Genomic DNA, 23,587 nt, shown 5'->3' with positions numbered 1-23,587 from the left:
TTAGAACCCTCATTACCACTCACGACGAGCCGCGGCAGGACGCTAGCGGGCGTCGTCGGTCAGGCGGGTGACGCGGTCGGCGAACCAGGCGTCGTCCGCGGGGGTCACCATCACCCAGGGCTCGCCGCCGACGTTCTCCGGTGTGACGGCGTAGCGGCCCGCCGCCGTGTCGAACCAGGCCAGCACCGGCGTGCGGCCGGCCGGGCCGGTCGCGGCGAGCTGGCCCGCGGCGTAACGCTCCGCCGTCACGAGTGTCGCGAGTGGACGGATCGACCGGCCGGTGATCCCGGCGGCGCCCAGGGTCCGCTCGAACGCGTCGTACCCGGACTGCGCGTACGCGTCCATCGCCGCCGCGTACGCCGCGCGCGGCAGCCGGAGCTGCTCGCCGGGGCCCGGGGGCAGCGCACCGAGCATGCGCGTCACCGCCGGGACCAGGTCGGCGGCGCGCATCGGCTCCAGCACCAGGTCCCGCTCGTCCAGCACGGCCAGCACCCCGGCCGGGCCCCGGACGGCGGCCAGCAGCCGCCACGGCGCCTCGCCGAGCACCAGCGCGTCCACGCTCAGCGCGGGCGCCCCGAGCAGCACGAACAGGTCCGCCAGCCCCGGGTCGACGGCGTCGCCGTCGGTGAGACCGGCCTCGGTGAGCCCGGCGAAGACGCGCACGCCCAGGTCGTCGCGCTCGGCGTGGGTGGCGCCGTGCGCCGGCACGTCGAACGGGTACGGCGGCGGCCCGCCCGGCCCCAGGTCCTCCCAGAGGAGATCGAACTCCAGATGCGACAGGATCACTCCCGCCGCCGTCGCGGTGCGCCGCGCCATGGTCCCCCTTCCCGTGGGATGCGGCCGCCGTCGGGCACGATGGTGCCGATGGCCGAGCCGCACTCAGTCGACGTACCCGCGACCGGGTACCTCGTCGTCCGCGCTTCGGGCGCCGCGGCCGCCCGCGCGGCCATCCTCGGCGGCCCGGCCGCGCCCGAGAGCGTCCAGCTGCTGCTGCGCTGCCCGGTCCCGCGCGCCGTCGCCGAGTCCGGCGCGAAGCTGACGTTCGCCGACGCGACGCTGCACCTGCAGCCGTCCGGCGTCGTGATGCTGACCGTCGCGGCGGCGAAGCTGTCCATCTCGTTCGCCGAGCTGCGGCCGCTGATGTTCCGGCCCGTCGAGGTGGCCGCGCCGCTGCGGTCGCTGTTCGCCGGCGCGGTCGCGCACGTCCTGGCGGCGGGCCCGCGGCTGGACCCGCACGGCCTGGCCCACCACCTGCTCGGCCTCGCCGAACTGGTGCTGCGAAGCGCGCTTCGCGTCGAGCTGGACCGCGTCGACGCGCTCGCCGCGCGAAGGCGCGAAGCGGTGGAGTACATGCGCGCCCACCTGGGCGAACAGTCGCTGAGCGCGGACCGGATCGCCGAAGCGCTGTACATCTCGCGACGGCGGCTGTACCAGCTGTTCGACGACGGCCAAGGCGTCTCGGAGCGGCTGAAGGGGCTGCGGATCGAGCGGGCCAAGGTGCTGCTGGCCGACCCGGCGAAGGCGGGCCGCGGGATCGCGGAGATCGCGCGCGACTGCGGGTTCATCAGCGCCCCGCACTTCTCGCGGACGTTCCGCCGCGCCACCGGGCGGACGCCGCGCGAGTTCCGGGAGCAGGCGCTGCGGGGCTGACGCATCAGCGTCTCGCACTTCTGGCGGCACCCGCGCGGGGTTCGGCCGGGGTCAGGTCGACGCCCGCGACCAGCGTCCCGGCCAGGCCCGCGACCTCCAGCCAGCCGCGGCCGCCGGGGGAGTGCAGGGTGAACACGGCCGCGCGCGGGCGGTCCGGGTCGAGCACGACGGCCTGCAGCTGCGCGCCCGACAGGCCGATCCGCTCGACGATCACCACCGGGTAGCCGCGGCCGGTGCGGGCGCTGCTGACCTCGCGGATGCCCGGCGTCTTGTCGGCGACGAAGTGGCCGAGGTCCGCGGCGGCGGTCTCGTCGAGCGGGCCGTCGACCGCGACGACGCCGGCGATGAGCAACGCGGGATCGGCGTCGCGGTGCTCGACCAGCGCCAGCAGGCCCGCCCGCTGCTCGTGGGCGATCTCGGCGGACTGCACGGCCGCGGCTTCCAGGCCCAGGTCGCGGGCGGCGTCGGGGCCGCGCAGCCGCACCATCAGCGCGTGCAGCTCGGCGGTCGTGCGCTCGACCGAGGCCAGGCTCACCGGGCTGATCCCCGGCACGGCGGGCAGTTTCACCGGCCACCCAGTGCCGCGGTGAACGCGCCGACGGCGCCGGCGGGCGGCGTGACCGGCGCGACGGGCGTCCGCGCGACGGTGACGCCCAGATCGCGGCCGGCTTGGGAGAACGTGTCGAGTTGTGTTGCCAGGCCACGGAAATCCGGTGCGCTGGGCAGCGGGGCGCCGTCGCCGAGGGACCGCAGCCGTTCGGCGACGCGGGCCGCTTCGGTGCTGTGGACGCGTTCGAGGTCGCGGGCCTGGTCCAGCAAGCGGTCGAGGTCCCGTTGCGCGGCCGTGAGCCGGCTGCGCGCCGCGGTCAGCTCGCCTTCCGCGCCGGGGGAGAACTGGACGGTCGTCTCGGCGCGTTCGACGTCGTCCTGGGCGTCGACGACCACGCGCCGGGCGGTGCCGGCCCGGTGGTCGAGATCCTCGGCCTGACGTCGGTGGGCCGCGAGGACACCGGCCCAGTCGTCGAGGACGGCGGCGGCCTCGCGGAGTGCTTCGGGCACGGCGGCGAGGCCCGCGCGGGTGCGCCCGGCGCGGTCGGCGAGGGCCTGCGCGGACCGGCCGGCCCACTCGGGGATCTCGCCGGGGGTGGGAGCGTCGCCGAGCTTCGCGGCGGCCGCGACACAGCGGCGGGCCGCTTCGGCGACGGCGTCCGCGCTGCCGGGGACAGGGTCGAAGCCGAGACCCCGGAACTCAGCCATCGGCACGGCCGGAATCGCCGAAAACGGCCGGGCCGAACCGGTGGGCGCTGCCGGGGTCGGTGCGCCGGGTGGGGGTTTGGCCGAGGTTGTCGCCGAGGGGCCGGCCGGCGTCGGCCGGCTGGTGGGGCTGCGCGGTGGTCTGGCCTGGGTCGGTGGAGAGGGTCTGGTCGGGTTCGGCGGGCCAGGGTGGTTGTGTCGTGGTTTGGCCTGAGGCGGTGGCGGTGGCCTGATCGGCGTCGGTGGGCCGGAGGGGGTGCGCCGCGATCTGGCCGGGGTCGTCCGAGCCCGGCTGTGCGGTGATGCGGCCCAGTGCTTCCGCCGCGCTCGCGTCCGCGCCGCGGAAGGCCTTCGCCGCCGCGTGGACGCTGTCCGCCGTTGCCGCGTAGTCCGTTCCCACGGCTCGTATCCTTCCTGACCACTCGCCGGTCAGCGCGGTGAGTGCGGCCGCGACCGCCGGGGGGCCGAGGTCGCCGCTTGCCGTCGCCTCGAGGTCGGCCGACGCTGCCGCGAACTCGTCGGCCGTGTCCTCCAGGTGCACCGCCAAGGCGTCTAGGGCGGCCGGGTCGGCGTGGAACCCGGTCATTCGCCGAACACCGGGGGATAGGCCGGGGGCAGGTCGTCCAGCAGGTCGTAGCCGTCGGCGTACTTGTCGCGGTGTTCCGTGTCGTCCTCGCCCCGTGCGCCGCTCTGGCCGGGCGGGTACATGCCGTAGCCGCCCGCCGAGCCGCGGCCGCCGGTCGCGCCGGGGCCGAAGCCGGACGTCCCGGCACCGAACCGGCCCGTGCCCGCCCGTTCGCCCTCGCCGAGTCCACCGGCGCCCGCACCGGCACCGGCGCCGCTGCCCGTCAGGCCCGGCATGCCCGCGAAGCCGGGGACCGAGCCGGAACCGGGGCCACCCGCACCGATCACGCCGTCGAGACCGGAAAGCCCGGGCAGTCCGGCGACCCCGCCGGGCACGGATCCGGTGAGCGTGCCCGGCAGCACACCCGCGGTCGTCGTCGAGTCGTCCGGCAGGCCGCCGGAGCCGCGGTCCGGGCCGGGCGAAGGCGTAGGAGACGGCGACAGCGACGGCGTGGGTGAAGGCAAAGGCGAAGGCGTGGGCGCGGGAGGCACGCGTGGTGCCACCGGGTTCTCACCGTTCGCGCTCACCTGCGGCGCGGCGTCGAACGCCGGCGGGAGGCGGTGCCGGACCTCGTGGCTCGCCCCTTCGTACTGCTCCATCACGCGCACGGCTTCGGCCTTCGCGTCGTCGGCCTGCTTCTTCGTGGGGAGCTTGTCGTCCAGCAGGTCGTTCAGCATGTACGTGCCCTCGGGGCCGTCCAGCCGCTTGACCGCGTAGCCCTCCTGGAACCACCGCTCGGCCCAGTAGTGCACCGGCTCCGGCATCTTCCGCCGGGCCTCGCCGATCGCCGAGGTGTAGGTGTCGAGGCCGTCGCCGATGCTCCGGGCGTTCTCGCCCGCCGTCGCGGCCCAGCCCGTCAGCTTCTGGATCGAGTCCGCGGCCTGCGCGGCAGACGGCCCCCGCCACGACAGCAGCAGCTTCTGCACCGTCGCGTGGACGTCGCCGGTGGCGGTGTCGACGCCCTTGGCGAGCTCGGCCCACCGGTGCGCCTGCTCGCCGAGCTTCGGCGGGTCGGCCGACTGGACCATGTCCCACATCTCGCGGTGGTCGTAGCTGTCCCAGTTGATCCGCCCGAAGGTGTCCTCTTGCCGGTTCGCGATCTTCTCCCGGCGGACGCGCCGCGCCTTCGCCTTCTCGCGTTTCGTCGGCTCGTGGTTCGTGGAGTGGTAGTCAGGCATCCTGCGCCCCCGCGCTCGCCGCCAGCGTGGCTGCGGCTTCTTCGTCGTTGCGGCGGTGCGAAGCGGCGACGGTGTCGAGCGCCTGCCGCAGCGAAGCCAGTTCGGTCAGGTAGGACAGCAACGCCGTCTGCACGCCACCGGCCTCGGCGCCCCCGCGCAGCCCGAACGACGCGCGCATCCAGTGCGAGACCGGCCCCTTGCCGTCGGCGAGCGGGGTGCCCAGGTCCTGGGCGTTGCCGAGGTAGCGGGCGACCTCCTGGTACCGCTCGTCGAGGGCCTTCTGCGCGGCGGCGATCTCGGCGTAGTCCAGCGCGAGCACGTCACCGCCGTCGGCGACGAGCGTGGCCGAGCCGACGCCTTCCGGCTTCGCGACGGTCGAGGCCTTCTCCCGCGGTTCGTGCTGGTCCTGCTTCTCCTGCCGCTGCTGCGCGCGCAGCTGCCGCCGCGCGTCGGCCTCGTCGCGCACTGTCGCCATGGAGGTCCTTCCCTACGCCACCCAGGCGCCCATTTTGACCAATGGGCGGCCCGGAGACCAGCGACACCCCCACCGCTGCACAGGTGGACACGAACAGTGCACGAACCGGATAGGGCAGGATGTCCGAATGATCCGCCGCGCCCTGACCGCTGTGTTCGCCTCCGCCGCCGTACTCCTGCTGTGCACGCCGCCGGCGTCGGCCCACACCGAGCTGACGTCGAGCTCGCCCGCGGAAGGCGCGTCGCTGGCCGAGGCGCCGTCGCAGGTCCAGCTCACGTTCGAGGAGCCGGTCACGCTGCCGCCGGACGCCGTGAAGATCACCGGCCGCGACGGCACCGCCTGGCCGGTCAGCACCCCGGTGGCGGCCGGGAACGTCGTGACGGCGCCGGTGACGCCCGCAGGGCCCGCCCAGGCCTACACGCTGACCTGGAAGGTCATCGCGAAGGACGGCGACAACGTCACCGGCACTCTCCACTTCACCCTCACGGCCGCGGCTACCGCGGCGCCGGCGACACGCGCGGCGATCACCGAGGCCGCGCCCACCTCGCAGACCCCTGTCGTCGGCGTGGACACCAGCAGTTTCCCCGGCTGGGTCTGGATCGTGGTCGCCGTCGTCGGCCTGCTCGCCGTGATCGTCGTCGGGCTGCGCTTCCTGCGTGGCGGCGGCCCGAAGGCCTAGTCCCGCGGCACCGTCACGACCCACCGTTCCGGACGCCGGCGCAGGTAGCCCCACCAGTACAGCGCCGCCACCAGCAGCACCCCGGCCGTGATGCCCAGGTCGAGGGCGCTCTGCTCGACCAGGATGTAGACCAGTGCGGCGACGGCGAGCACCGGCACGACCGGCCACGCCGGCATCCGCCACACGTGCGGCTTCCGGTGCGCCGCCCGGCGGGCGCCGAGCGCGGCGGCCGCGACGCTGAGGTAGAGCGCGACGACGGCGACCCCGGTGACGCCGTTGAGCGTGTCCACCGGCACGAAGCACAGGACGGCCTCGGACAGCCCGGTCACCAGCGTCGCCACCCACGGCGAGCGGTACCGGCGCCCGACCACGCTCATCGCACGGTTCACCGGCTCCGGCCACGCCCGGTCGCGGGCCGAGGCGAACAGCACCCGCGAGTTCTGGATGACCATGACGATCACGGCGTTCACGATCGCCGCCGCGATGCACAGGCTGATCGCGACGCCGACGCCCGAGCTGCTCCAGCTCGTGACGAGCGCGGTCAGGTCGAGCCCGGCGAGCGCCGCGGCGTCCGGCACGGCGAGGGTGATCGCGACGACCGGCACCAGGATGACCAGCGCGCTGACGCCGAGCGTCCAGAACACCGTCCGGACGACGGTCCGGCGCGGCTCCCGCATCTCCTCGGCGAGGTAGACGGCCGTGCTGAAGCCCTGCACGACGAACAGCGCGACGGCGAGCCCGGCGATCACCGCGATCGGCCCGATCCCGCCGGTGCCGAGGCTCGGCTTGACCAGCACGGCCGGGCTCTGTGAGGTGTGCGTGAAGCCGAGCAGCGCTACGACGAAGATGGCGACCAGTTCGATGACCAGGAAGATCCCGGTGATCCAGGCGTTGGAACGCAGGTTGAGCAGACCCATCACGGTCGCCGCCAGCATCACGATCGCGCCGGCCACCGACGGGTCGATGGCGACGGCCGCGGCGAGGTAGTCCGCGACGCCGATGGCGATGATCGGCGGCACGACGAGGATGACGATCACCGACAGCATGAACGTCAGCCAGCCGGCGAACCGGTTCGCGACGGTGGTCACCATGGCGTATTCACCGCCCGCGCTCGGGACCAGGGTGCCCAGCTCGGAGTAGCAAAAGGCGACGCCGACGCAGAGCAGCACGGCGAGGGTGATGGTGAGCGCGGTGCCGGTGCCGAGGTCGCCGAACAGCGGGGGCACCAGGACGAACAGGGACGACGCCGGCGTCACGCAGCTGAGCGTGAGCAGCGTGCCGCCGCCGACGCCGATGGAGCGGGTGAGTGTGCGGGGTCCGGCGGGGGCGGTGGCCGTCGCGGTGCTGGGCGGGACAGGGGTGCGGGGCATCGGCGTTCCCTCCGGCCGGGGCAAGGTGCGACGGATGGAACAGCACTGATTCGGTGTTGTCAACGCCACGAATTCGACTAAATCCGTTGTCTGTGATCGTCAACGCCTTCGTATCCGGTGACCATCCGTGATCGAATCGCCGGGTTTGCCTCGCGTCGCCCGCGTCAGGGATGATCCCGGGCGTGAGCAGCCAGGACACCCCCAGCCGGCCGGCGCCGCCGGTGCTCGACGACATCTCGCGGCAGATCATCGCGCAACTGCAGGAGGACGGCCGGCGCGCGTACGCGACCATCGGCAAGGCCGTCGGCCTGTCCGAGGCCGCGGTGCGCCAGCGGGTGCAGCGGCTGTCGGACTCCGGCGTCATCCAGATCGTCGCCGTCTCGGATCCGTTGCAGGTCGGGCTGTTCCGGCAGGCGATGATCGCGATCACCGTCGACGGTCCGCTCGAACCGGTCGGCGACGCGCTGGCCGAGATGGACGAAATCGCCTACGTGATCCTCTGCGCCGGGCGCTACGACGTGCTCTGCGAGGCCGTCTGCGCCGACGACGAAGCCCTGCTCGAGCTGATCTCGACGCGCATCCGCGCGCTGCCGGGCGTCCGGCACGCGGAGGCGATGGTCTACCTCAAGCTGCGGAAACAGACCTACCAGTGGGGCACTCGCTGACCGTGACGACTAAATCCGAAGGCAAGATCGCTCCTTCGGTCGATAATTAGTTGTTGATGATGGTGACGGCGACCGGATCGCTTGCGCAACGTCGATGGCGCGTGCGATAACCGAGCCATGACCACAACCGCCGACCCGGCCGCCACCGTCGACGCCGCGGCCCTCGCCCGGTCCGCCCGCAGCAACCTCTGGATGCACTTCACCCGCCACTCCGCCTACGACACCACCGACGTCCCGGTGATCGTGCGCGGCGAAGGCGCCTACATCTGGGACGCCCGCGGGAAGCGGTACCTGGACGGGCTCGCCGGGCTGTTCGCGGTCCAGGTCGGCCACGGCCGCGAGGAGCTCGCCGAAGCCGCCGCGCGTCAGACGAAGCAGCTCGCGTACTTCCCGCTCTGGGGTCACGCGCACCCGTCGGCGATCGAGCTGGCCGAGCGGCTGGCCGCCGCGTCGCCCGGCGATCTCAACCGCGTGTTCTTCACCGTGAGCGGCGGCGAGTCGGTCGAGACGGCGTGGAAGCTGGCCAAGCAGTACTTCAAGCTCGTCGGGAAACCCACCAAGCACAAGGTGATCAGCCGCGCGCTGGCCTACCACGGCACCTCACAGGGCGCGCTGTCGATCACCGGCATCCCCGGCGCCAAGGCCGACTTCGAGCCGCTGGTGCCGAGCACGATGCGCGTGCCCAACACGAACTTCTACCGCGCCACCGAGCACGCCGACGACTACGCCGCCTACGGCCGCTGGGCCGCCGACCAGATCGAGCAGGCCATCGAGTTCGAGGGCGCGGACACCGTCGCCGCCGTGTTCCTCGAGCCGGTGCAGAACACCGGCGGCTGCTTCGTCCCGCCGCCCGGCTACTTCGAGCGCGTCCGCGAAATCTGCGACAAGCACGACGTCCTGCTGGTGTCGGACGAGGTGATCTGCGCGTTCGGCCGGGTCGGGTACGACTTCGCCGCCAAGCGCTACGGCTACCAGCCGGACATCATCACGACGGCGAAGGGCCTGACGTCCGGGTACGCGCCGCTGGGCGCGGTGCTCGCGAGCGAGCGGCTGATGGACCCGTTCACCCGCGGGGCCACGACGTTCATGCACGGCTCGACCTACGGCGGGCACCCGGTGTCCTGCGCGGTGGCGCTGGCCAACCTCGACCTGATGGAGCGCGAGGACCTCTACGGCCACGTGCTGGCGAACGAGTCCGCGTTCCGGTCCACTTTGGACAAGCTGACCGACCTGCCGATCGTCGGCGACGTCCGCGGCGCGGGGTTCTTCTACGGCATCGAGCTGGTCAAGGACAAGGCGACCAAGGAGACCTTCAGCGCGGCGGAATCCGAGCGAGTGCTGCGCGGTTTCCTGTCGGACGCGCTGTTCGAGGCCGGCCTGTACTGCCGCGCCGACGACCGCGCCGAGCCGGTCGTGCAGCTGTCGCCCCCGCTGATCTGCGACCAGCGCCAGTTCGACGAGATGGAGCAGATCCTGCGCGACACCCTGACCCAGGCCTGGAAGCTGCTCTGACCTCGTGGGCCGAAGTTCGTTGACAGCGGCTTCGACTGGTGGGCCCGTTCCAACGTCGAACAACTCTCGACGCGCGACTCCGGCCGCCACGTGGGTCCAGTAGCCGGGCGCCTGCCGGGAAAGTCGTGTTCGTGCGGGTCGGTTAGCCCGGACGGGCAACGAATCTGCGGGGCGCCCGCCCGGCTGGGTACCGTGGATCTTGGGACCGGGGGAGCGGCCGTCGCCGGCCTGACTGTCGTTGCCCTCGGCCGCGCACCCGGGAGGACTCTCGATGACCGCGACCACGGACACCCCGCGCCTGCCGTTCGCGCGGCCGAACGTCCTGGAGATCGCTCCGCTCTACGACGTGCTGCGGCGCGAGGGGCCGGTGGTGCGCGTGACGACGCCGGTGGGTGACCCGGCGTGGCTCGTCACCGGCTTCGACCAGGTGCGGACCGTGCTGTCGGACCCGCGGTTCGGCCGCTCGCACCCCGCGCCGGAAGAGGCGTCGTCGCTGTCGGACGCGGCGATCCTCAGCCGGCCGCAGGGTGACCACGACACCGAGCACGCCGAGCACGCGCGGATGCGGAAGATGCTGGTCCCGTCGTTCTCCGCCAACCGGATGCGACGGCTGGCCGGCCACGTCCAGGAGCTGGCCGACGGCTGCTTCGACGCGATGGACCGGGCCCGCGCCGAGCACCCCGGCGAGCCGGTCGACCTGCACGAGCTGCTGTCGTTCCCGCTGCCCGTGCTGGTGATCTGCGAGCTGCTCGGCGTCCCGTACGAGGACCGCGACACGTTCCGGGTGCTCTCGGAGCGGATGGGCCGCACCGACATCGGGACCGGCGCCGACGCCGCGCTCGACGAGTTCGCCGGGTACATGGGCCGGCTCGCCGCGGCGAAGCGGCGCCACCCCACCCAGGACGTCGTCTCGGACATGGTCCGCGCCCAGGCCGACGACCCGGCGTTCAGCGACGACGACCTCGCCCGGCTCGCCGCCGGCCTGCTGTTCGCCGGCCACGAGACGACGTCCAACCGGATCGACTTCGGCGTGTTGTTCCTGCTCACCGACCTCGCCCAGCGCGACGCGCTCGTCGCCGACCCCGAGGGCCGCGTCCACGGCGTCGTCGAGGAGATCCTCCGGATGTCGGCACCGGGCGGCCTCGGCCTCCTGCGGTACGCGCACGACGACGTCGACCTCGGCGGCGCGGCGATCGCCCGCGGCGACGCCGTGGTCCTGTCGATCAGTGCCGCCAACCGCGACGAGTCCGTGTTCCCCGGCGCCGCGACGTTCGACCCGGAGCGCAAGCCGAACGGGCACGTCGCCTTCGCCCACGGCGGCTGGTTCTGCATCGGCGCCAGCCTCGCCCGCACCGAGCTGCGGGTGGTGTTCGGCTCGCTGTTCCGCCGGTTCCCGGGGCTGCGGCTGGCCGTCGGGGTGGATGAACTGGAGGTCCGGACGAATCGTGTCACCGGGGGAGTGGACCGCGTGCCGGTCCTCTGGTAGACCGAAGCGGCTTCGACGCCGTTATCACCGGAAAGTCAGGACAGCATGGCCCTGTGGGACAAGCTCGGAATGGACGACAAACTCGTCAAGGTGCTGAAGGAGATCCCGCCGGGCCCGGAGGCCGAGGACTTCGGGCCCGCCTTCGTCACGATCCACCAGCTGGCCGTCGAGCTCGACCAGCGGTTTCCCGAGGTGCGGCGGCAGCTGGACGTGCCGTTCGGCGGTGGCGCGAGCCGGCACGCCGGGCTCGTCGAGCTGCTCGGCAAGGAGCTGGTCGACAAGATCAAGCGCTACGGCGACGTCTACCCGATCGAAGCCGCGCAGCTGTCGTCGGTGCGGTTCCGGGAGCTGCGGCTGCGCGGTCCGGGCGGGCGTGACCTGGTCGGCGCGTCGCGGACCGACCTGCCGCTGATCCGCCTGCGGGCCAAAGACAAGCCCGAGGACTGAGCGGTGCTCCCACCGCCACCGGTCCGGGTCATGGTGGCCGAGCGCGACACCGGCGTGCGGGACCGCCTGAGCGGGATCCTCGGCGAGGCGGACGGCATCGAGGTCGTCGGCTCGGTCGGCGACGCGACGACGGCCCGGGCCACCCTCCGGCGGCGGCTGCCCGACGTCGTGCTGCTGGACCCGCGCCTGGCGCCGCTGGGTCCGGTTTCCCGGCGCCCCGCGGTGGTCGTGCTGGCCACGTTCGACTCCGAGGCGGGGATCCTGCGCGCGCTGCGGGACGGCGCGGCGGGGTTCCTGCTGCGGTCCGCCCGGCGCAACGAGCTGATCAAGGTCGTCCGGCTGGCGGCCGACGGGCACGTCGTCCTCTCGCCGGACGCCTCCCGCCGCCTGGTCTCCGCGGCGACGCGCCTGTCCGGCCCCCGCGACGAGCGGCTGGCGCGGGTGGACCTGCTGTCGGAGCGCGAGCGGGAGGTCCTGGTCGGCATCGGCTCGGCCCTGACGAACGCCGAGATCGCGACGCGGCTCGACCTGCCGGAGCCGGTGGTGCGGACCCTCGTCACGCAGGTCGTGAAGAAGCTCGGGTGCGCGCACCGGACGGAAGCCGGGCTGCTGGCCATCGAACGCGGCCTCTGCCGCTGACGGTCCTGTAGCTGACGGCCCTGCCATGAGGGGCACCCTCAGGGACATAAAAGCCCTGAGGGTGCCCCTCATGACCCTCGTCAGAACCCGCCGAGGCCGTTCGGGACGCCGACGCCCGTGGGAGCGTCGTAACCCGGAGCGGCCACGCACAGGTAGTCGCCGCCGCACTTCGCGCCGCCGCCCACCGGGTCGTTGTTCCCGGCCGTGATGTCGACGAACTGCGACGCCCGCGCGTAGAGGTCGGCCGGCTGCGCGACCCCCGCGCGGCCGGACCGGCCGTACAGCCCGGCGACGAACGGCGCCGACGCGCTGGTGCCGTTCACCGGGAGCCAGCCGCCCACGTCGGTGTTGTAGATCGCCAGGTCGTCGGCGACCGCCGCGACGTCCGCGACCGTCCGCTTGCCGCAGTGGGTGTCCTTCTGCCACTTCGGTTTCGCGATGTAGGCCGAGCAGCCGCTGCCGCCGTAGGCCCACGCCTGCTCCGCCCAGCCGCGCGCGGAGTCCGGGTCCCTCGCCAGCGACGTCCCACCGACCGCGACCGTCGTCGCCAGCGCCGCGGGGTAGCTCGCCGCGGTGAAGCCGGAGTCGCCGGAGGAGGCCACCACCGTCACGCCCGGGTGCCGGTAGTGGCTCGCGAACGCCAGCTGCGCGCCGCCTTCCCGCGAGCCGTAGCTGTTCGACACCACCTTCGCGCCCAGCCGGACGGCGGTGTCCTCGGTCTCGGCGAGGTCGGCGAACCCGGGGGTGGTGCCTTCCACGACGACGATCCGGCACGACGGGCACGCCGCGGACACCATCGAGACGTCCAAAGTGGACTCGATGGCCCAGCCGAAGTCGGCCGCGGGCAACGGCGTCGCGGCGCCCTGCTGGTTCACCTTCCGGAAGCAGCCGTTCGCCGTGGTGCACGGCGGCAGGCCGTACTGCGCCCGGTAGGTGGCCAGGTCGCCTTCCAGGTTGGGCGCGTCGTAGGCGATCGAGATGCCGACGACCGTGTCGGGCCCGGTGCTCGCAGGCAGCCGGTAGGCCGAGGCCAGGTCGTCGGCACCCCAGCCGATCGGGCCGTCGGCCAGGGCGCGCGTGGCCCCCGGCGTGAACGTGGTGAGGCAGCGCAGGACGTCCGGCCCCGCGTCGGGACAGGCCGCGCGCGGCCCGGGCGCGGCGGCCGCGGCCGGAGCCAGCGCGATCGCCGCCGCGCACACGGCGGTCAGTACGCCTAGCTTTCGAATGGACACAGTGGACACTCCCTTCAGGACGCGTAGACGTGGTAGGCGGCGGTGATCGTCTCCGCGATGGTCGCCCCGGTGGCGTCGGACGCGGTGACCCGCAGCGAGACGTCCGTGCCACGGAAGGTGTCCGTCGTCGCGGCGAAATCCGCGTGGTAGACGCCGTTCCCGCGGGCCGTGACGGCCGCGTCCTGCCAGGTCGTGCCGTCGGTCGAGTACTGCACGGTCGCCCCGGTGATCGCGCTCGCGGCGGCCGACTGCAGGTGCCCGGTGGTGAGGTCGAGACTCTGCGGCCCGGACGCGGTGGAGCCGTCCGGCCGGAGCCCGCCGACCGCGTACCCCAGCGTCAGCAACGGCTCGACCGCGCAGGACCGGTCCGGCCCGTCGGCTCCGCGCGCGCAGTACAGCGCCTGCGGCAGGGTGACGCCGTCGACGTGCTGCGACTTCCACGTCCACTCGGTGCGGGTGGCCGTGCTCTGGTGGTACATCGGGCCGGTGCGGCCCGCGTCGAGCGTCAGCCCCAGCGTCGACGGCCCGGCGCCGACCTCCTGTGCCAGGTTGAGCGCGAAGCCGCCGACCGGGTCGCCCTCGGCGACCGTCGTGCCGTCCTCGGTCAGCGTGTAGTGCCCGGTGATCGTGTCGCGGGACTCGCCGTAGTAGCCGAACCCGGTGTGGCCGGGCTCGTTGTCGCTGAACGGCGTGATGGCGAACCGCAGCAGGTCACCGGTCCGCGTCGCGGCCGGCTGGGTGTAGACGGTGGCGTCGTCCAGCGGCTCGAGGGCGACGGTACCGGCCGGGTGCAGCGGGAACCGGTTCCAGCCTTCGGTGACGGCGGTGCCGCCCCGGTAGCCGTGGAACGCCTCGTACTGGCCGCCGGCCCAGCCGGGGAACGGCCCGGGCAGGACGTACTTCGAGAACCCGCCGAACCAGACGAGGTCCGGCGCGGCCGAGACGTACTCGGTCTGCCGCCGCGGCAGGTCGATCGGGTGCGACGGCCGGCCGCTGGTGTCCTCGAAGGCGAACATGCCGCTGCGCTGCCGCAGGCCGGCCGAGGCGTACTCGCTGTAGTAGGTGGCGTCGACCGTGGCGACGTCCTTCGCCGTGATCACGTACCGCTGCTGCGGGATCGTGCCGGCGCTCGCCTTCTGCAGCACGTATTCGTACGGCGTGCCGGGTCCGGGCGGGGACACGAGCCGGCTGTACGGGTACGTCTGCAGCGCCCCGGTGGTGACGGGTTTCGCCGTCGGCGACACCGAGATCGGCACACCGGGACCGGCGTCGAAGTCGACGAGCAGTGCGGGCCCGGTCTTCGCGGCCCGGCGGAACAGGAACCCGGTGTCGTCGAGCAGCGCGGGCCGCGGGGTCACCCAGGTCAGCTTGCTGGTGGCGCGTTTCGCGTCGACCCGGACGGTGGTGTCGGACTTCACCGCGAACTCGGGCTGCGCGCTGAAGCGCAGTTCGGTCGGGTTGCCGTCGGCGTCGGCGGTCCAGAAGACACCGAGCGCGCTGTAGTTCCCGTCCGGCGCGCTGAACTTCGCGGTTCCCCCGGCGAAGTAGTTGTAGTTCTCGTTCGGATCCAGGACGTTGCCGTCGTCGGTGTTGTAGAGGAACGCGATCCCGGTGTCGGCGGGCTTTCCGCCGATGTCCTTGGCGTCCACCGAAACCGTGCGCATCACCGACCGTGGCTGCGCTTTCGGCTGCTTCGCGCCCTTGAGCGCGAAGCTCGCGCCGCCGGCGAAGAGCCCTTGCCCACCGAAGTGGCCGCGGGCGTTGTCCTCCTTGAACTGCTTCGCCAGCGCAGCACCGAAATCGGGCACGTCCTCGGCGACCTGGCCGCCGGCCAGCAGCGCCTTGACGTCGAACAGGCTCAGGTCGAGCCCGCGCCCGAGGTAGGGGAGCGCGGTGCCGGGAACCTCGTAGTCCCGCCCGCCGAGGCGCAGGTGGACGAGCGCGCGGGCCATCCCCTTGGCCGCGGCGGGCTGGACGTCGAAGGTGTCCCGGCCGTCCGGAGCGGTCCGGACGGTGACCCGGTCACCGGTGATGAGCGTGGCGGTGGCCGCGTGGGTCGTCGCGCTCGCGGGTGGCGGGGCGAGCCCGGTCAGCCCCGCCTGGCCGGCGAGCAGGACCGCGAACACCGAAAGAGTTCTTCGCACTGGCGCCTCCGTGTGGTGGTTGATCACCACTACGACGAGCCAGTCGCCGGGACCGTTGAGCCCCGTTCCCGAACCCGCCGGAAGTTACCTCGAACGGCTCAACCACCCAGAGTCAGGAAGAGTGGACCGCCGGCACCGGCCGGGCGACGCCGAAACCGCCGTACGGTCCGGCTTTCGCGCGCTTGCGGACCTCGTCGAAGTGCCGGTGCACCGCCTCCGCCGCGGCGTCCGGGTCGCGCAGCAGGAGGGCGTCCACGATCACCTGGTGCCGTTTCGCGGTGGCCGTCGGCGAGGCGGCCGGGCCGCCCAGCTCGCCCTCCGCGATCCGGTAGACGTCCCAGAACAACCCCGTCAGCTCGCGCGCCAGGTCGAAGCCGGCTTCCGCGCAGATCAGGTCGTGGAACTCGCGGTCGGCCTCCGCCGCGTCCGGGCCCTTGCGGCGCATCCGGGCGACGCACGCCTGCAGGTCGTCGATCAGCTCCGGCCGGTGCTCGACGGCGACGCGGCGGGTCAGCTCCGTCTCCAGCATCTCGCGGACCTCGAGCAGGTCGCGCAGGCGGCCGACGTCGGTGGCGCCGCGGGCGCGCGTGCGGAACAGCAGCCACGTCTGCAGCGACTCCGAGCCCGCCGACCCGACGAACGTGCCGTAGCCGTGGCGGATCTCGACGATGCCCAGGGCCTGCAGGGCCTTGATCGCCTCGCGGATCGAGTTGCGGCTGACGCCGATGTCCTCCATGAGGCTCAGTTCGGTCGGCATCGGCGCGCCCGGCGGGAGCTCCCGTTCGACGATCAGGTCGATGATGCGCTTGGTGATCTCTTCGCTGCGCTGCGGACGGGCCACTGCTTGTCCTCCCCGGATGCGTCGTGAGAGGACATCCTACGTCATACGTCCCGGGACTCTTGACCGGCACAAGCCCTCGTCCTAAGCTCACGCCGGTCATAGGACGTCCCATGTCCTACCGTTCGAGGCCCGCAGGAGACAGCGATGTCCCAGAGCCCGTCGCTCAGCCGCCGCCAGGTGCTGCGCTACACCACCTTCGCCGGCGCGGCCCTGGCGTTCCCCACCGTGCTCGCCGCGTGCGGCGGTCCGGCGTCCACCAACAAGACCGGCAGCTCGACCGGGTCGCTGACCGCCGTGATCGGCTACGGCAACAACCAGACGTGGGACCCGCTGCAGACGGCGTCCGCCTTCTCGATGGCCGCGATCCTGCACTGCTACGAGTCCCTGGTGGAGGGTGACCCGATCACCCGCGCGCCGTTCCCCGGCCTGGCGAAGGCCCTGCCCGCCGACGCGAGCGGCACGAGCCTGAAGTTCGAGCTCCGCGACGGCGCGACGTGGCACGACGGGCAGCCCGTGACCGCCGACGACGTCGTGTTCACCTACGCGCGGGCGCTCGACGACCAGGAGAACGTGCTGATCCACAGCTTCTTCGCCACCTGGCTGCAGGAAGTGCGCAAGACCGGCGACCGCGCGGTCGAGTTCGTCCTCAAGTTCCCGTTCCCGTACGCGCTGCAGCGGATCCAGTGCTGCAAGATCGTCCCCAAGCACGTCTACGACGGCAAGTGGGCCGACGCCGCGGCGGGCAAGGTCGTCGGCTCCGGGCCCTACAAGATCGTCGAGCAGGCCCCGCTGTCGCACACGAGCTTCGAGAAGTTCGCCGGCTACAACGGCCCGCGCCCGGGCGCCTACGACAAGATGCTGTGGAAGTCCATCGTGGACTCCGCGCCGCGCGTCGCCGCGATCTCCGGGGCGGCGCCGGACGCGCAGATCGCCGAGAACATCCCGCCCGCCAACGCCGACCAGCTGCGCAAGGCCGGCCGGACCGTCGAGTTCGCCGACGGCGGCAACAACCTCTTCCTGCTGTTCAACACCGCGCACGCGCCGTTCGACGACAAGCTCGTGCGGCAGGCGCTGCACTACGCGATCGACAAGAAGAAGATGGTCGAGATCGGCTTGAAGGGCGCCGGCTCGCCCGGGACGTCGTTCATCAACCCGAAGCTCCCGTCCTCGCAGCCCGCGGCGCAGGACTTCGCCTACAACCCCGGCAAGGCGAAGTCGCTGCTGCAGCAGGCGGGCGCGACCGGGCTGAAGATCACGCTGTCCACGACGAACACCTCGCTGGTCGCCGACTGCGTCAAGGTGATCAAGGAGAGCTGGGACGCGATCGGCGTCCAGACCACTTTGGACGCCCAGGACACCAAAGCGCTCTTCTCGAAGCTGGACGCGGGCACCGACTTCCAGGTCGTCGCCTCGACCAACAACCCGATGCAGTTCGGCAACGACCCCGACCTGATGATCCGCTACTACTACGACGCGAAGTCCATCCTGACGTCGAAGTACGCGCGCTGGACCGGCGCCGACGCCCAGGCGCTGCTGGGCCTGCAGGACAAGGCCGCGGCGGAGACGGACGAGGCGAAACGCACGAGCCTGAACAAGCAGCTGCTCGACGAGATCTCGGAGCAGGCCGTCATCTACCCGGTGGTGTTCACCCAGCTCGGGACCGCGTGGGACCCGAAGGCGATCACCGGCGTGCACGCCCAGGGCTATCCGGGCATCTACCTGAACCAGGCCAAGCCGGCCTGAGCGAGGAGAGCCCCCGTGGTCGTCGTCGTGCGGATGCTGCTGAGCCGCGTCCTCGCCCTGATCCCGCTGCTGCTGGGCGTGATCCTGTTCGTCTTCGTCGTGATGCGGTTCGCGCCGACCGACCCGGCGCTCGCCGCCTTCGACGGCGCCAACGCCACCGCCGAGCAGCTGCAGCGGTTCCGGCTGGACAACGGCCTGCTCGACCCGCTGCCACTGCAGTACGTCCACTTCGTCTGGCACCTGGTCCAGGGCGACTTCGGCACCAGCGTGATCACCAAGCAGCCGGTCGGTGAGACCATCGCCACCGCGCTGCCGCTGACCGTGCAGCTGACCCTGCTCGGCCTGGTCATCGCGCTGGTGGTGTCGCTCGTGCTCGGGGTGACGTCGGCGCTGTACCGCGACCGCTGGCCGGACAAGGTGGTCCGGGTGGTCACGCTGGCCGGCGTCGCGGCCCCGGCGTTCTGGGTGGCGCTGCTGCTGGTGCAGTGGCTGGCCGTCGACCGCGGCCTCTTCCCGACCAGCGGGTACGTCAGCCCGGCCGACTCCCTCGGCGGCTGGCTGAACTCGCTGACGCTGCCCGCGGTCTCCCTCGCGCTGCCGGTCGCGGCGCAGCTCACGCGCGTGATCCGGACGTCGATGGTCGAGGAGCTGGACAAGGACTACGTCCGGACCGCGCGCGGCGGCGGGCTGCCGCCGGTCGTCGTGGTCGGCCGCAACGTGCTGCGCAACGCGCTGGTCACCCCGCTGACCGTCCTCGGCCTGCGGGTCGGCTACCTGCTGGGCGGCGCGGTCGTCATCGAGACGATGTTCGCGCTGCCGGGAATGGGGCAGAACATGATCCAGGCCGTCAAGGACGGCGACACCGCCAAGGTCCAGGGCTTCGTGATCACCATCGCGATCGGGTTCGTGCTGGTCAACCTGATCGTCGACGTCCTCTACCTGATGGCCAACCCGCGGCTGCGGAGCCACTCGTGACGCGCCGGTCCTGGCCCGCGCTCGCGGTGCTCGGCGTCCTGCTGCTCGTCGCCGTCGTCGGCACGCTCGTCGCGACGCACAACCCGGACGCGCTGAGCACCGACACCGGCGGCCCGAGCGCCGCGCACTGGTTCGGGACCGACCAGTCGGGCCGGGACATCTTCTCCCGGCTGGTCGCGGGGACACGCTGGTCGCTCGCCATCGGCCTGGGGGCTGTGGCGCTCGCACTCGTGTCCGGCGCGACGATCGGGGCGTTCGCCGCGACGTCGGGCGCCCGGGTGGACGCCGTGGTGATGCGCGTGCTCGACATCATCATGGCGTTCCCCGGCATCGCGCTGGCCGCGGTCCTGGTGGCGGTGTTCGGCCACGGGATCCTGGTGCTGATCCTGGCCATCGGGTTCCTCAACACGCCCCCGGTGGCGCGCGTCGTCCGGGCGAACGTCCTCGCGCAGTACGGCGAGGACTACGTCGCGGCCGAAAGCGTCATCGGGGCGCGCCGGTTCTACGTGCTGACCCGGCACGTCGCCGTCAACTGCGCGGCGCCGGTCCTGGTGTTCTGCACGGTGACGGTGGCCGACGCGATCGTCTTCGAGGCGTCCCTGTCGTTCATCGGTGCCGGCATCCAGCCGCCGGACCCGTCGTGGGGCTCGGTCCTGGCCGACGGCAAGGACCTGGTGCTGACCGGCGGCTGGTGGGCGACGCTCTTCCCCGGCCTGCTGATCCTGATCACCGTGCTGGCGCTGAACGTCCTGTCCGAGCGCGTCTCGGACGCGTGGGCCGCGCCATCGGCCCGCGCGGCCCGGGCCGGTGCCGTGGCCAAGGCCGTCGCCGCGCGCGAAGACGCCGACACCGCGCCCGTCCTGCCGATCGCCGGGCTGCGGGAAGCGGGGGAGCGGCTCGCCCGCACCGCCCGCTCGCTGGACGACCGCGAGACGGTCCTCGAGGTGGACCGGCTGGCGATCGCGTTCCCCGGCCGCCACGATGGCGTCAACGTCGTCGACGGCGTCTCGTTCAGCGTCCGCGCGGGCGAGGTGCTCGGCCTGATCGGCGAGTCCGGCTGCGGCAAGTCGCTGACGTCGCTGTCGATCCTCGGCCTCCAGCCGCCGACGGCCACGGTGAGCGGCAAGATCCGGTTCGCCCAGCGTGACCTCCTCGCGCTGCGCCCCGGCGAGCGCCGCCGGCACCTGGGCCACGACATCGCGATGATCTACCAGGACGCGCTCAGCTCGCTCAACCCGGCGATGACCATCCGCGCCCAGCTCAAGCAGTTCACCCGCCGCGGCGGCACCCGCACCCCGGCCGAGCTGCTCGACCTGGTCAACCTCGACCCGGGGCGGACGCTGCGCGCCTACCCGCACGAGCTGTCCGGCGGGCAGCGGCAACGCGTGCTGATCGCGATGGCGCTCTCGCGCGACCCGAAGCTGATCGTCGCCGACGAGCCGACCACCGCGCTCGACGTCACCGTGCAGGCCCAGATCATGGTGCTGCTGCTGCGGCTGCAGGAGGAACTCGGCTTCGCGCTGATCCTGGTGTCGCACAACCTCGCGCTGGTCTCCGAGATCGCCGACCGCGTCGTCGTGATGTACGGCGGCCAGGTCGCCGAACTGGGCGGCACCGCGCAGGTCATCGGCTCGCCGCGGCACCACTACACCCGCGGCCTGCTCAGCGCGGTGCTGTCGCTGGAGGAGAACGAGGCCCGGCTGACCCAGATCAAGGGCGTCGTCCCGGCCCCGGCCGAGTTCCCGGCGGGCTGCCGGTTCGCCGGCCGCTGCCCGGCGGCCCGCGGCAAGTGCCACGACGAACCGCCGGTCCGCTTCGGCGAGCCGGTCGACCACCTGGTCGCCTGCCACTTCCCGGCGGTCGACCTCGCCCGCGAGAAGGAGGCGACGGCGTGAACCTGCTGGAGCTCGACGGCGTCCACGTCGTCCACCAGATCCGCGGGGCGAACCTGTTCGGCCACGACAACGTCTACGCCTTGACCGACGCCCACCTCGTCGTGAACCCGGGCGAGACCGTCGGCGTCGTCGGCGAGTCCGGCTGCGGCAAGTCGACGCTGGCCAAGGTGATCGTCGGCCTGCAGCGCCCCACCGCGGGCACCGTGCGGTTCCGCGGCAAGCCCCTGGACCGCGGCTTCGGCCGCGAGGTCGGCATGGTCTTCCAAGACCCGTCGACCGCGCTCAACCGCCGGCTGGCCGTCGCCAAGATCATCCGCGACCCCCTCGACGTCCACCGCGTGGGCACGCCGGACGAGCGGGACGACCGCGTCCGCGAGCTGATGACGCTGGTCGGCCTGCCCGACAGCGTCGCCGACGCGGTGCCGGGCCAGCTCTCCGGTGGCCAGCGCCAGCGCGTCGCCATCGCCCGGGCGCTGGCGTTGGGACCGGCGCTGCTGGTCGCCGACGAGCCGACGTCCGCCCTCGACGTCTCGGTGCGCGCGCAGATCCTCAACCTGCTGCTCGACCTGCGCGAACAGCTCGGGCTGGCGATGGTGTTCGTCTCCCACGACATCCAGACGGTCAAGAAGATGAGCGACCGGATCGTCACGATGTACCTCGGCCGCGTCGTCGAAGAAGCCCCGGCTGCGGACCTGCCCGAGGCCGCCCGGCACCCGTACACGCGGGCCCTGTTCTCGGCGACGCCCAGCCTGCTGCACCAGGTCGAGCCGATCGTGCTCACCGGCCCGGTGCCGTCGGCGACGCACCCGCCGAGCGGCTGCCCGTTCCGCACCCGCTGTCCGAAGGCCACCGTCGAGTGCGCGGCCGAGCTGCCGCCGCTCGCCGCGGCCGACGGAGGCCACACCTACCGCTGTATCCATCCCGAGACCCCTGCCGGAGTGAGCGCCTGATGCCGAAGTTCGCCGGAATCGTCCCCCCGCTGTGCACGCCGTTGACCGACGACTTCGGCGTGGACACCGACTCGCTGCGCCGCCACGTCGAGTTCCAGCTCGACGCCGGCGTGCACGGCATCTTCGTCCTCGGCTCGTCGAGCGAGGTCGCCTTCCTCCCCGACGCCCAGCGCCGGGTCGTCGTCGAGACGACGGTCGAGCAGGTCGCCGGGCGCGTCCCGGTGCTGGCCGGCTGTATCGACATGACGACGTTGCGGGTCGCCGAGCACATCCGGGCCGCCGAAGCCGCCGGGGCCGACGCCGTCGTCGTCACCGCGCCGTACTACACGCGCACGCACGTCGCCGAGATCGACCGGCACTTCCGGCTGCTGCACGAACGCACGTCGCTGCCGATCGTCGCCTACGACATCCCGGTGGCGGTCCACACGAAGCTGGACGGCGCCATGGTGCTCGACCTCGCCGCCGACGGCGTCCTCGCCGGCCTGAAGGACTCCAGCGGCGACGAAGCGGCGTTCCGCGCGGTGCTGCTGGGCAAACGCGAACGCGGCCTCGACGCCTTCGCCGTGTTCACCGGCTCCGAGCTCGTCGTCGACGCGGCGCTGGCGATGGGCGCGGACGGCGCCGTCCCGGGCCTCGGCAACGTCGACCCGGTCGGTTACGTCCTCATCCACGACCACTTCAAGGCCGGCAACCTCGCCGCGGCCCGTCGCGAGCAAGAGCGTCTGCTGAAGCTGTTCTCGATCACCTCGGTGGCGCCGCCGAGCCGGATGGGCCGCGGCTCGGCCGGCCTCGGCGCGTTCAAGGCCGCGATGAAGATGCGCGGTTTCATCGACAACGCCGTCATGGCCCCGCCGCAGCTGCCCCTGGACGACGAGGAACTGCTGCGCATCAAGGAGAAACTCGTCGAAGCGGGCTTGCTCTGACGGTCCCGCCCACCCGGCCGAGGGAGATGAGGACGACGCCGGCGATGCTGAGCGCGCCGCCGGCGACGTCCACCCAGGTCGGCGTCTCGCCCAGCCACACGAACGCCACCGCCAGGGCCACGGCCGGGACGAGGTAGAGCGCGCCGGTCGCGACGGCGATCGTGTGGCGGGCCACCGCGTACCCCCAGGCGACGAACCCGGCCGCCGAGGGCAGCACACCCAGGAACACCACGGACAACGTCGCGCTCAGCGGCGCCGTCTCGACGCCGCGAAGGGCCGCGGGCGCGAGCGGCAGCAGGAACAGCGTCCCGGCCCACATCGCGTAGCAGGCGACCTCGAGCCCGGTGTAGCGCTTCAGCAGGGGCTTGCTGCCGAAGTGGTAGACGGCCTGGACCGCGGCGGCGGCCAGCACGACCCACGCGGCCCCCGAGTAGCCCAGGCCGCCGCCGAGCGCGATGAGCGCGCTGCCGCCGAACGCCACCGCGCTGCCCAGCACCTTCGCCGTCGTCAGGCGCTCGCCCAGGAACGCCGTCGCGAGCAGCACGCTGAACACCGGCGCCACCGAGACGAGCAGGCTCGCCGTGCCCGCCGGCACGCGCACCTCACCCCAGTTGAGCAGCAGCTGGTACGCGCTCATCCCGGCCAGCCCGCACCCCGCGATCAGTGGCAGGTCGGCCGCGCGCGGCCGCCGCACCCCCAGCACCGGCGCCACCAGCAGCAACCCGGCCGACGCCACCGCGAGCCGGGCGAACGACAGCCCGGCGACGCCGTAGCCGCCGAGCCCCACCTTGATCGCCGGGAACGCCGACGCCCACAGGACGACGGTGACGGCCAGGGCGAGGGTTGCCTTGAGAGTGGGCTTCACGACGGCTATCGTCGGCCGGAAGATGCAGAAGTACCAGTT

The 23,587-nt window shown here is 72.7% G+C and carries 23 protein-coding genes; 12 read left to right on the top strand and 11 right to left on the bottom strand.

Annotation, left to right across the window (positions count from 1 at the left end):
• Positions 1-42: 42 nt before the first annotated feature.
• Positions 43-816, bottom strand: coding sequence for an ESX secretion-associated protein EspG (locus tag OG439_RS17820; RefSeq protein WP_326950473.1), 774 nt, complete (start codon positions 814-816; stop codon positions 43-45).
• A gap of 48 nt (positions 817-864) precedes the next feature.
• Here OG439_RS17820 and OG439_RS17815 point away from each other — a divergent pair, with 48 nt between their 5' ends.
• The gene (locus tag OG439_RS17815) at positions 865-1,650 is read left to right on the top strand and encodes a helix-turn-helix transcriptional regulator (RefSeq protein ID WP_326950472.1); all 786 of its coding nucleotides are present in this window, start codon (positions 865-867) and stop codon (positions 1,648-1,650) included.
• A 4-nt stretch (positions 1,651-1,654) separates the two neighbouring features.
• Here OG439_RS17815 and OG439_RS17810 read toward each other — a convergent pair whose 3' ends face one another.
• From OG439_RS17810 to OG439_RS17790, 5 genes are read right to left on the bottom strand one after another with little or no spacing between them, the layout of a single operon-like run.
• Positions 1,655-2,218, bottom strand: a complete 564-nt coding sequence (locus OG439_RS17810) for a hypothetical protein (protein WP_326950471.1) — start codon at positions 2,216-2,218, stop codon at positions 1,655-1,657.
• Positions 2,215-2,907 (bottom strand): hypothetical protein, encoded by a 693-nt coding sequence (locus tag OG439_RS17805; RefSeq protein WP_326950470.1) that lies wholly within the window; start codon positions 2,905-2,907, stop codon positions 2,215-2,217. The genes OG439_RS17810 and OG439_RS17805 overlap by 4 nt, the downstream gene beginning before the upstream one ends.
• Entirely contained in the window at positions 2,900-3,490 is a 591-nt protein-coding gene (locus OG439_RS17800) for a hypothetical protein (RefSeq protein WP_326950469.1), read from the bottom strand. The genes OG439_RS17805 and OG439_RS17800 overlap by 8 nt, the downstream gene beginning before the upstream one ends.
• Entirely contained in the window at positions 3,487-4,707 is a 1,221-nt protein-coding gene (locus OG439_RS17795; protein ID WP_326950468.1) for a WXG100 family type VII secretion target, read from the bottom strand. The genes OG439_RS17800 and OG439_RS17795 overlap by 4 nt, the downstream gene beginning before the upstream one ends.
• Complete coding sequence (locus tag OG439_RS17790; protein ID WP_326950467.1) at positions 4,700-5,182, bottom strand: hypothetical protein; 483 nt, start codon at positions 5,180-5,182, stop codon at positions 4,700-4,702. Before OG439_RS17790 ends, OG439_RS17795 begins: the two co-directional genes overlap by 8 nt.
• Before the next feature lie 127 nt (positions 5,183-5,309).
• On the opposite strand from OG439_RS17790, the gene OG439_RS17785 reads away from it, so the two are divergent.
• Entirely contained in the window at positions 5,310-5,861 is a 552-nt protein-coding gene (locus OG439_RS17785) for a copper resistance CopC family protein (protein ID WP_326950466.1), read from the top strand.
• Here OG439_RS17785 and OG439_RS17780 read toward each other — a convergent pair.
• The gene (locus tag OG439_RS17780) at positions 5,858-7,231 is read right to left on the bottom strand and encodes an APC family permease (RefSeq protein WP_326950465.1); all 1,374 of its coding nucleotides are present in this window, start codon (positions 7,229-7,231) and stop codon (positions 5,858-5,860) included. The genes OG439_RS17785 and OG439_RS17780 overlap by 4 nt on opposite strands.
• 170 nt (positions 7,232-7,401) lie before the next feature.
• Here OG439_RS17780 and OG439_RS17775 point away from each other — a divergent pair, with 170 nt between their 5' ends.
• From OG439_RS17775 to OG439_RS17755, 5 genes are all read left to right on the top strand, one after another.
• Complete coding sequence (locus OG439_RS17775; RefSeq protein ID WP_326950464.1) at positions 7,402-7,896, top strand: Lrp/AsnC family transcriptional regulator; 495 nt, start codon at positions 7,402-7,404, stop codon at positions 7,894-7,896.
• A 117-nt stretch (positions 7,897-8,013) separates the two neighbouring features.
• Positions 8,014-9,408 carry an aspartate aminotransferase family protein gene (locus tag OG439_RS17770; protein WP_326950463.1) on the top strand — a complete coding sequence of 465 codons (1,395 nt, stop codon included), beginning with the start codon at positions 8,014-8,016 and terminating at the stop codon, positions 9,406-9,408.
• 271 nt (positions 9,409-9,679) lie between these two features.
• Entirely contained in the window at positions 9,680-10,894 is a 1,215-nt protein-coding gene (locus tag OG439_RS17765) for a cytochrome P450 (RefSeq protein ID WP_326950462.1), read from the top strand.
• A 69-nt stretch (positions 10,895-10,963) separates the two neighbouring features.
• Positions 10,964-11,341, top strand: coding sequence for a hypothetical protein (locus OG439_RS17760; RefSeq protein WP_326950461.1), 378 nt, complete (start codon positions 10,964-10,966; stop codon positions 11,339-11,341).
• Between the two features lie 3 nt (positions 11,342-11,344).
• Complete coding sequence (locus OG439_RS17755; RefSeq protein ID WP_326950460.1) at positions 11,345-11,980, top strand: response regulator transcription factor; 636 nt, start codon at positions 11,345-11,347, stop codon at positions 11,978-11,980.
• A gap of 80 nt (positions 11,981-12,060) precedes the next feature.
• Here OG439_RS17755 and OG439_RS17750 read toward each other — a convergent pair whose 3' ends face one another.
• The 3 genes from OG439_RS17750 to OG439_RS17740 form a co-directional block, all read right to left on the bottom strand.
• On the bottom strand, positions 12,061-13,212 hold the full coding sequence (locus OG439_RS17750) for a S53 family peptidase (RefSeq protein ID WP_326950459.1): 1,152 nt from the start codon (positions 13,210-13,212) through the stop codon (positions 12,061-12,063).
• 14 nt (positions 13,213-13,226) lie between these two features.
• On the bottom strand, positions 13,227-15,356 hold the full coding sequence (locus OG439_RS17745) for a hypothetical protein (protein ID WP_326950458.1): 2,130 nt from the start codon (positions 15,354-15,356) through the stop codon (positions 13,227-13,229).
• A 112-nt stretch (positions 15,357-15,468) separates the two neighbouring features.
• Entirely contained in the window at positions 15,469-16,197 is a 729-nt protein-coding gene (locus OG439_RS17740; protein WP_326950457.1) for a FadR/GntR family transcriptional regulator, read from the bottom strand.
• Positions 16,198-16,341: 144 nt separating this feature from the next.
• On the opposite strand from OG439_RS17740, the gene OG439_RS17735 reads away from it, so the two are divergent.
• From OG439_RS17735 to OG439_RS17715, 5 genes are read left to right on the top strand one after another with little or no spacing between them, the layout of a single operon-like run.
• Positions 16,342-17,940, top strand: coding sequence for an ABC transporter substrate-binding protein (locus OG439_RS17735; RefSeq protein WP_326950456.1), 1,599 nt, complete (start codon positions 16,342-16,344; stop codon positions 17,938-17,940).
• Positions 17,941-17,955: 15 nt separating this feature from the next.
• Positions 17,956-18,915, top strand: coding sequence for an ABC transporter permease (locus tag OG439_RS17730; RefSeq protein ID WP_326950455.1), 960 nt, complete (start codon positions 17,956-17,958; stop codon positions 18,913-18,915).
• Positions 18,912-20,810 (top strand): dipeptide/oligopeptide/nickel ABC transporter permease/ATP-binding protein, encoded by a 1,899-nt coding sequence (locus OG439_RS17725; RefSeq protein WP_326950454.1) that lies wholly within the window; start codon positions 18,912-18,914, stop codon positions 20,808-20,810. The genes OG439_RS17730 and OG439_RS17725 overlap by 4 nt, the downstream gene beginning before the upstream one ends.
• The gene (locus tag OG439_RS17720) at positions 20,807-21,760 is read left to right on the top strand and encodes an ABC transporter ATP-binding protein (protein WP_326950453.1); all 954 of its coding nucleotides are present in this window, start codon (positions 20,807-20,809) and stop codon (positions 21,758-21,760) included. Before OG439_RS17725 ends, OG439_RS17720 begins: the two co-directional genes overlap by 4 nt.
• Positions 21,760-22,683, top strand: coding sequence for a dihydrodipicolinate synthase family protein (locus OG439_RS17715; RefSeq protein ID WP_326950452.1), 924 nt, complete (start codon positions 21,760-21,762; stop codon positions 22,681-22,683). The genes OG439_RS17720 and OG439_RS17715 overlap by 1 nt, the downstream gene beginning before the upstream one ends.
• On the opposite strand, the gene OG439_RS17710 is transcribed toward OG439_RS17715, so the two are convergent.
• A complete protein-coding gene (locus OG439_RS17710; protein ID WP_326950451.1) occupies positions 22,649-23,548 on the bottom strand; it encodes a DMT family transporter in 900 nt (299 codons plus the stop codon). The genes OG439_RS17715 and OG439_RS17710 overlap by 35 nt on opposite strands.
• Positions 23,549-23,587: the final 39 nt, after the last annotated feature.

The sequence above is a fragment of the Amycolatopsis sp. NBC_01307 genome (genome assembly GCF_035975215.1).
In the GTDB taxonomy this organism is placed as follows: domain Bacteria; phylum Actinomycetota; class Actinomycetes; order Mycobacteriales; family Pseudonocardiaceae; genus Amycolatopsis.
Note: the sequence above shows the minus strand (reverse complement) of the source record. Positions and strands in the feature narration are given on the sequence as shown.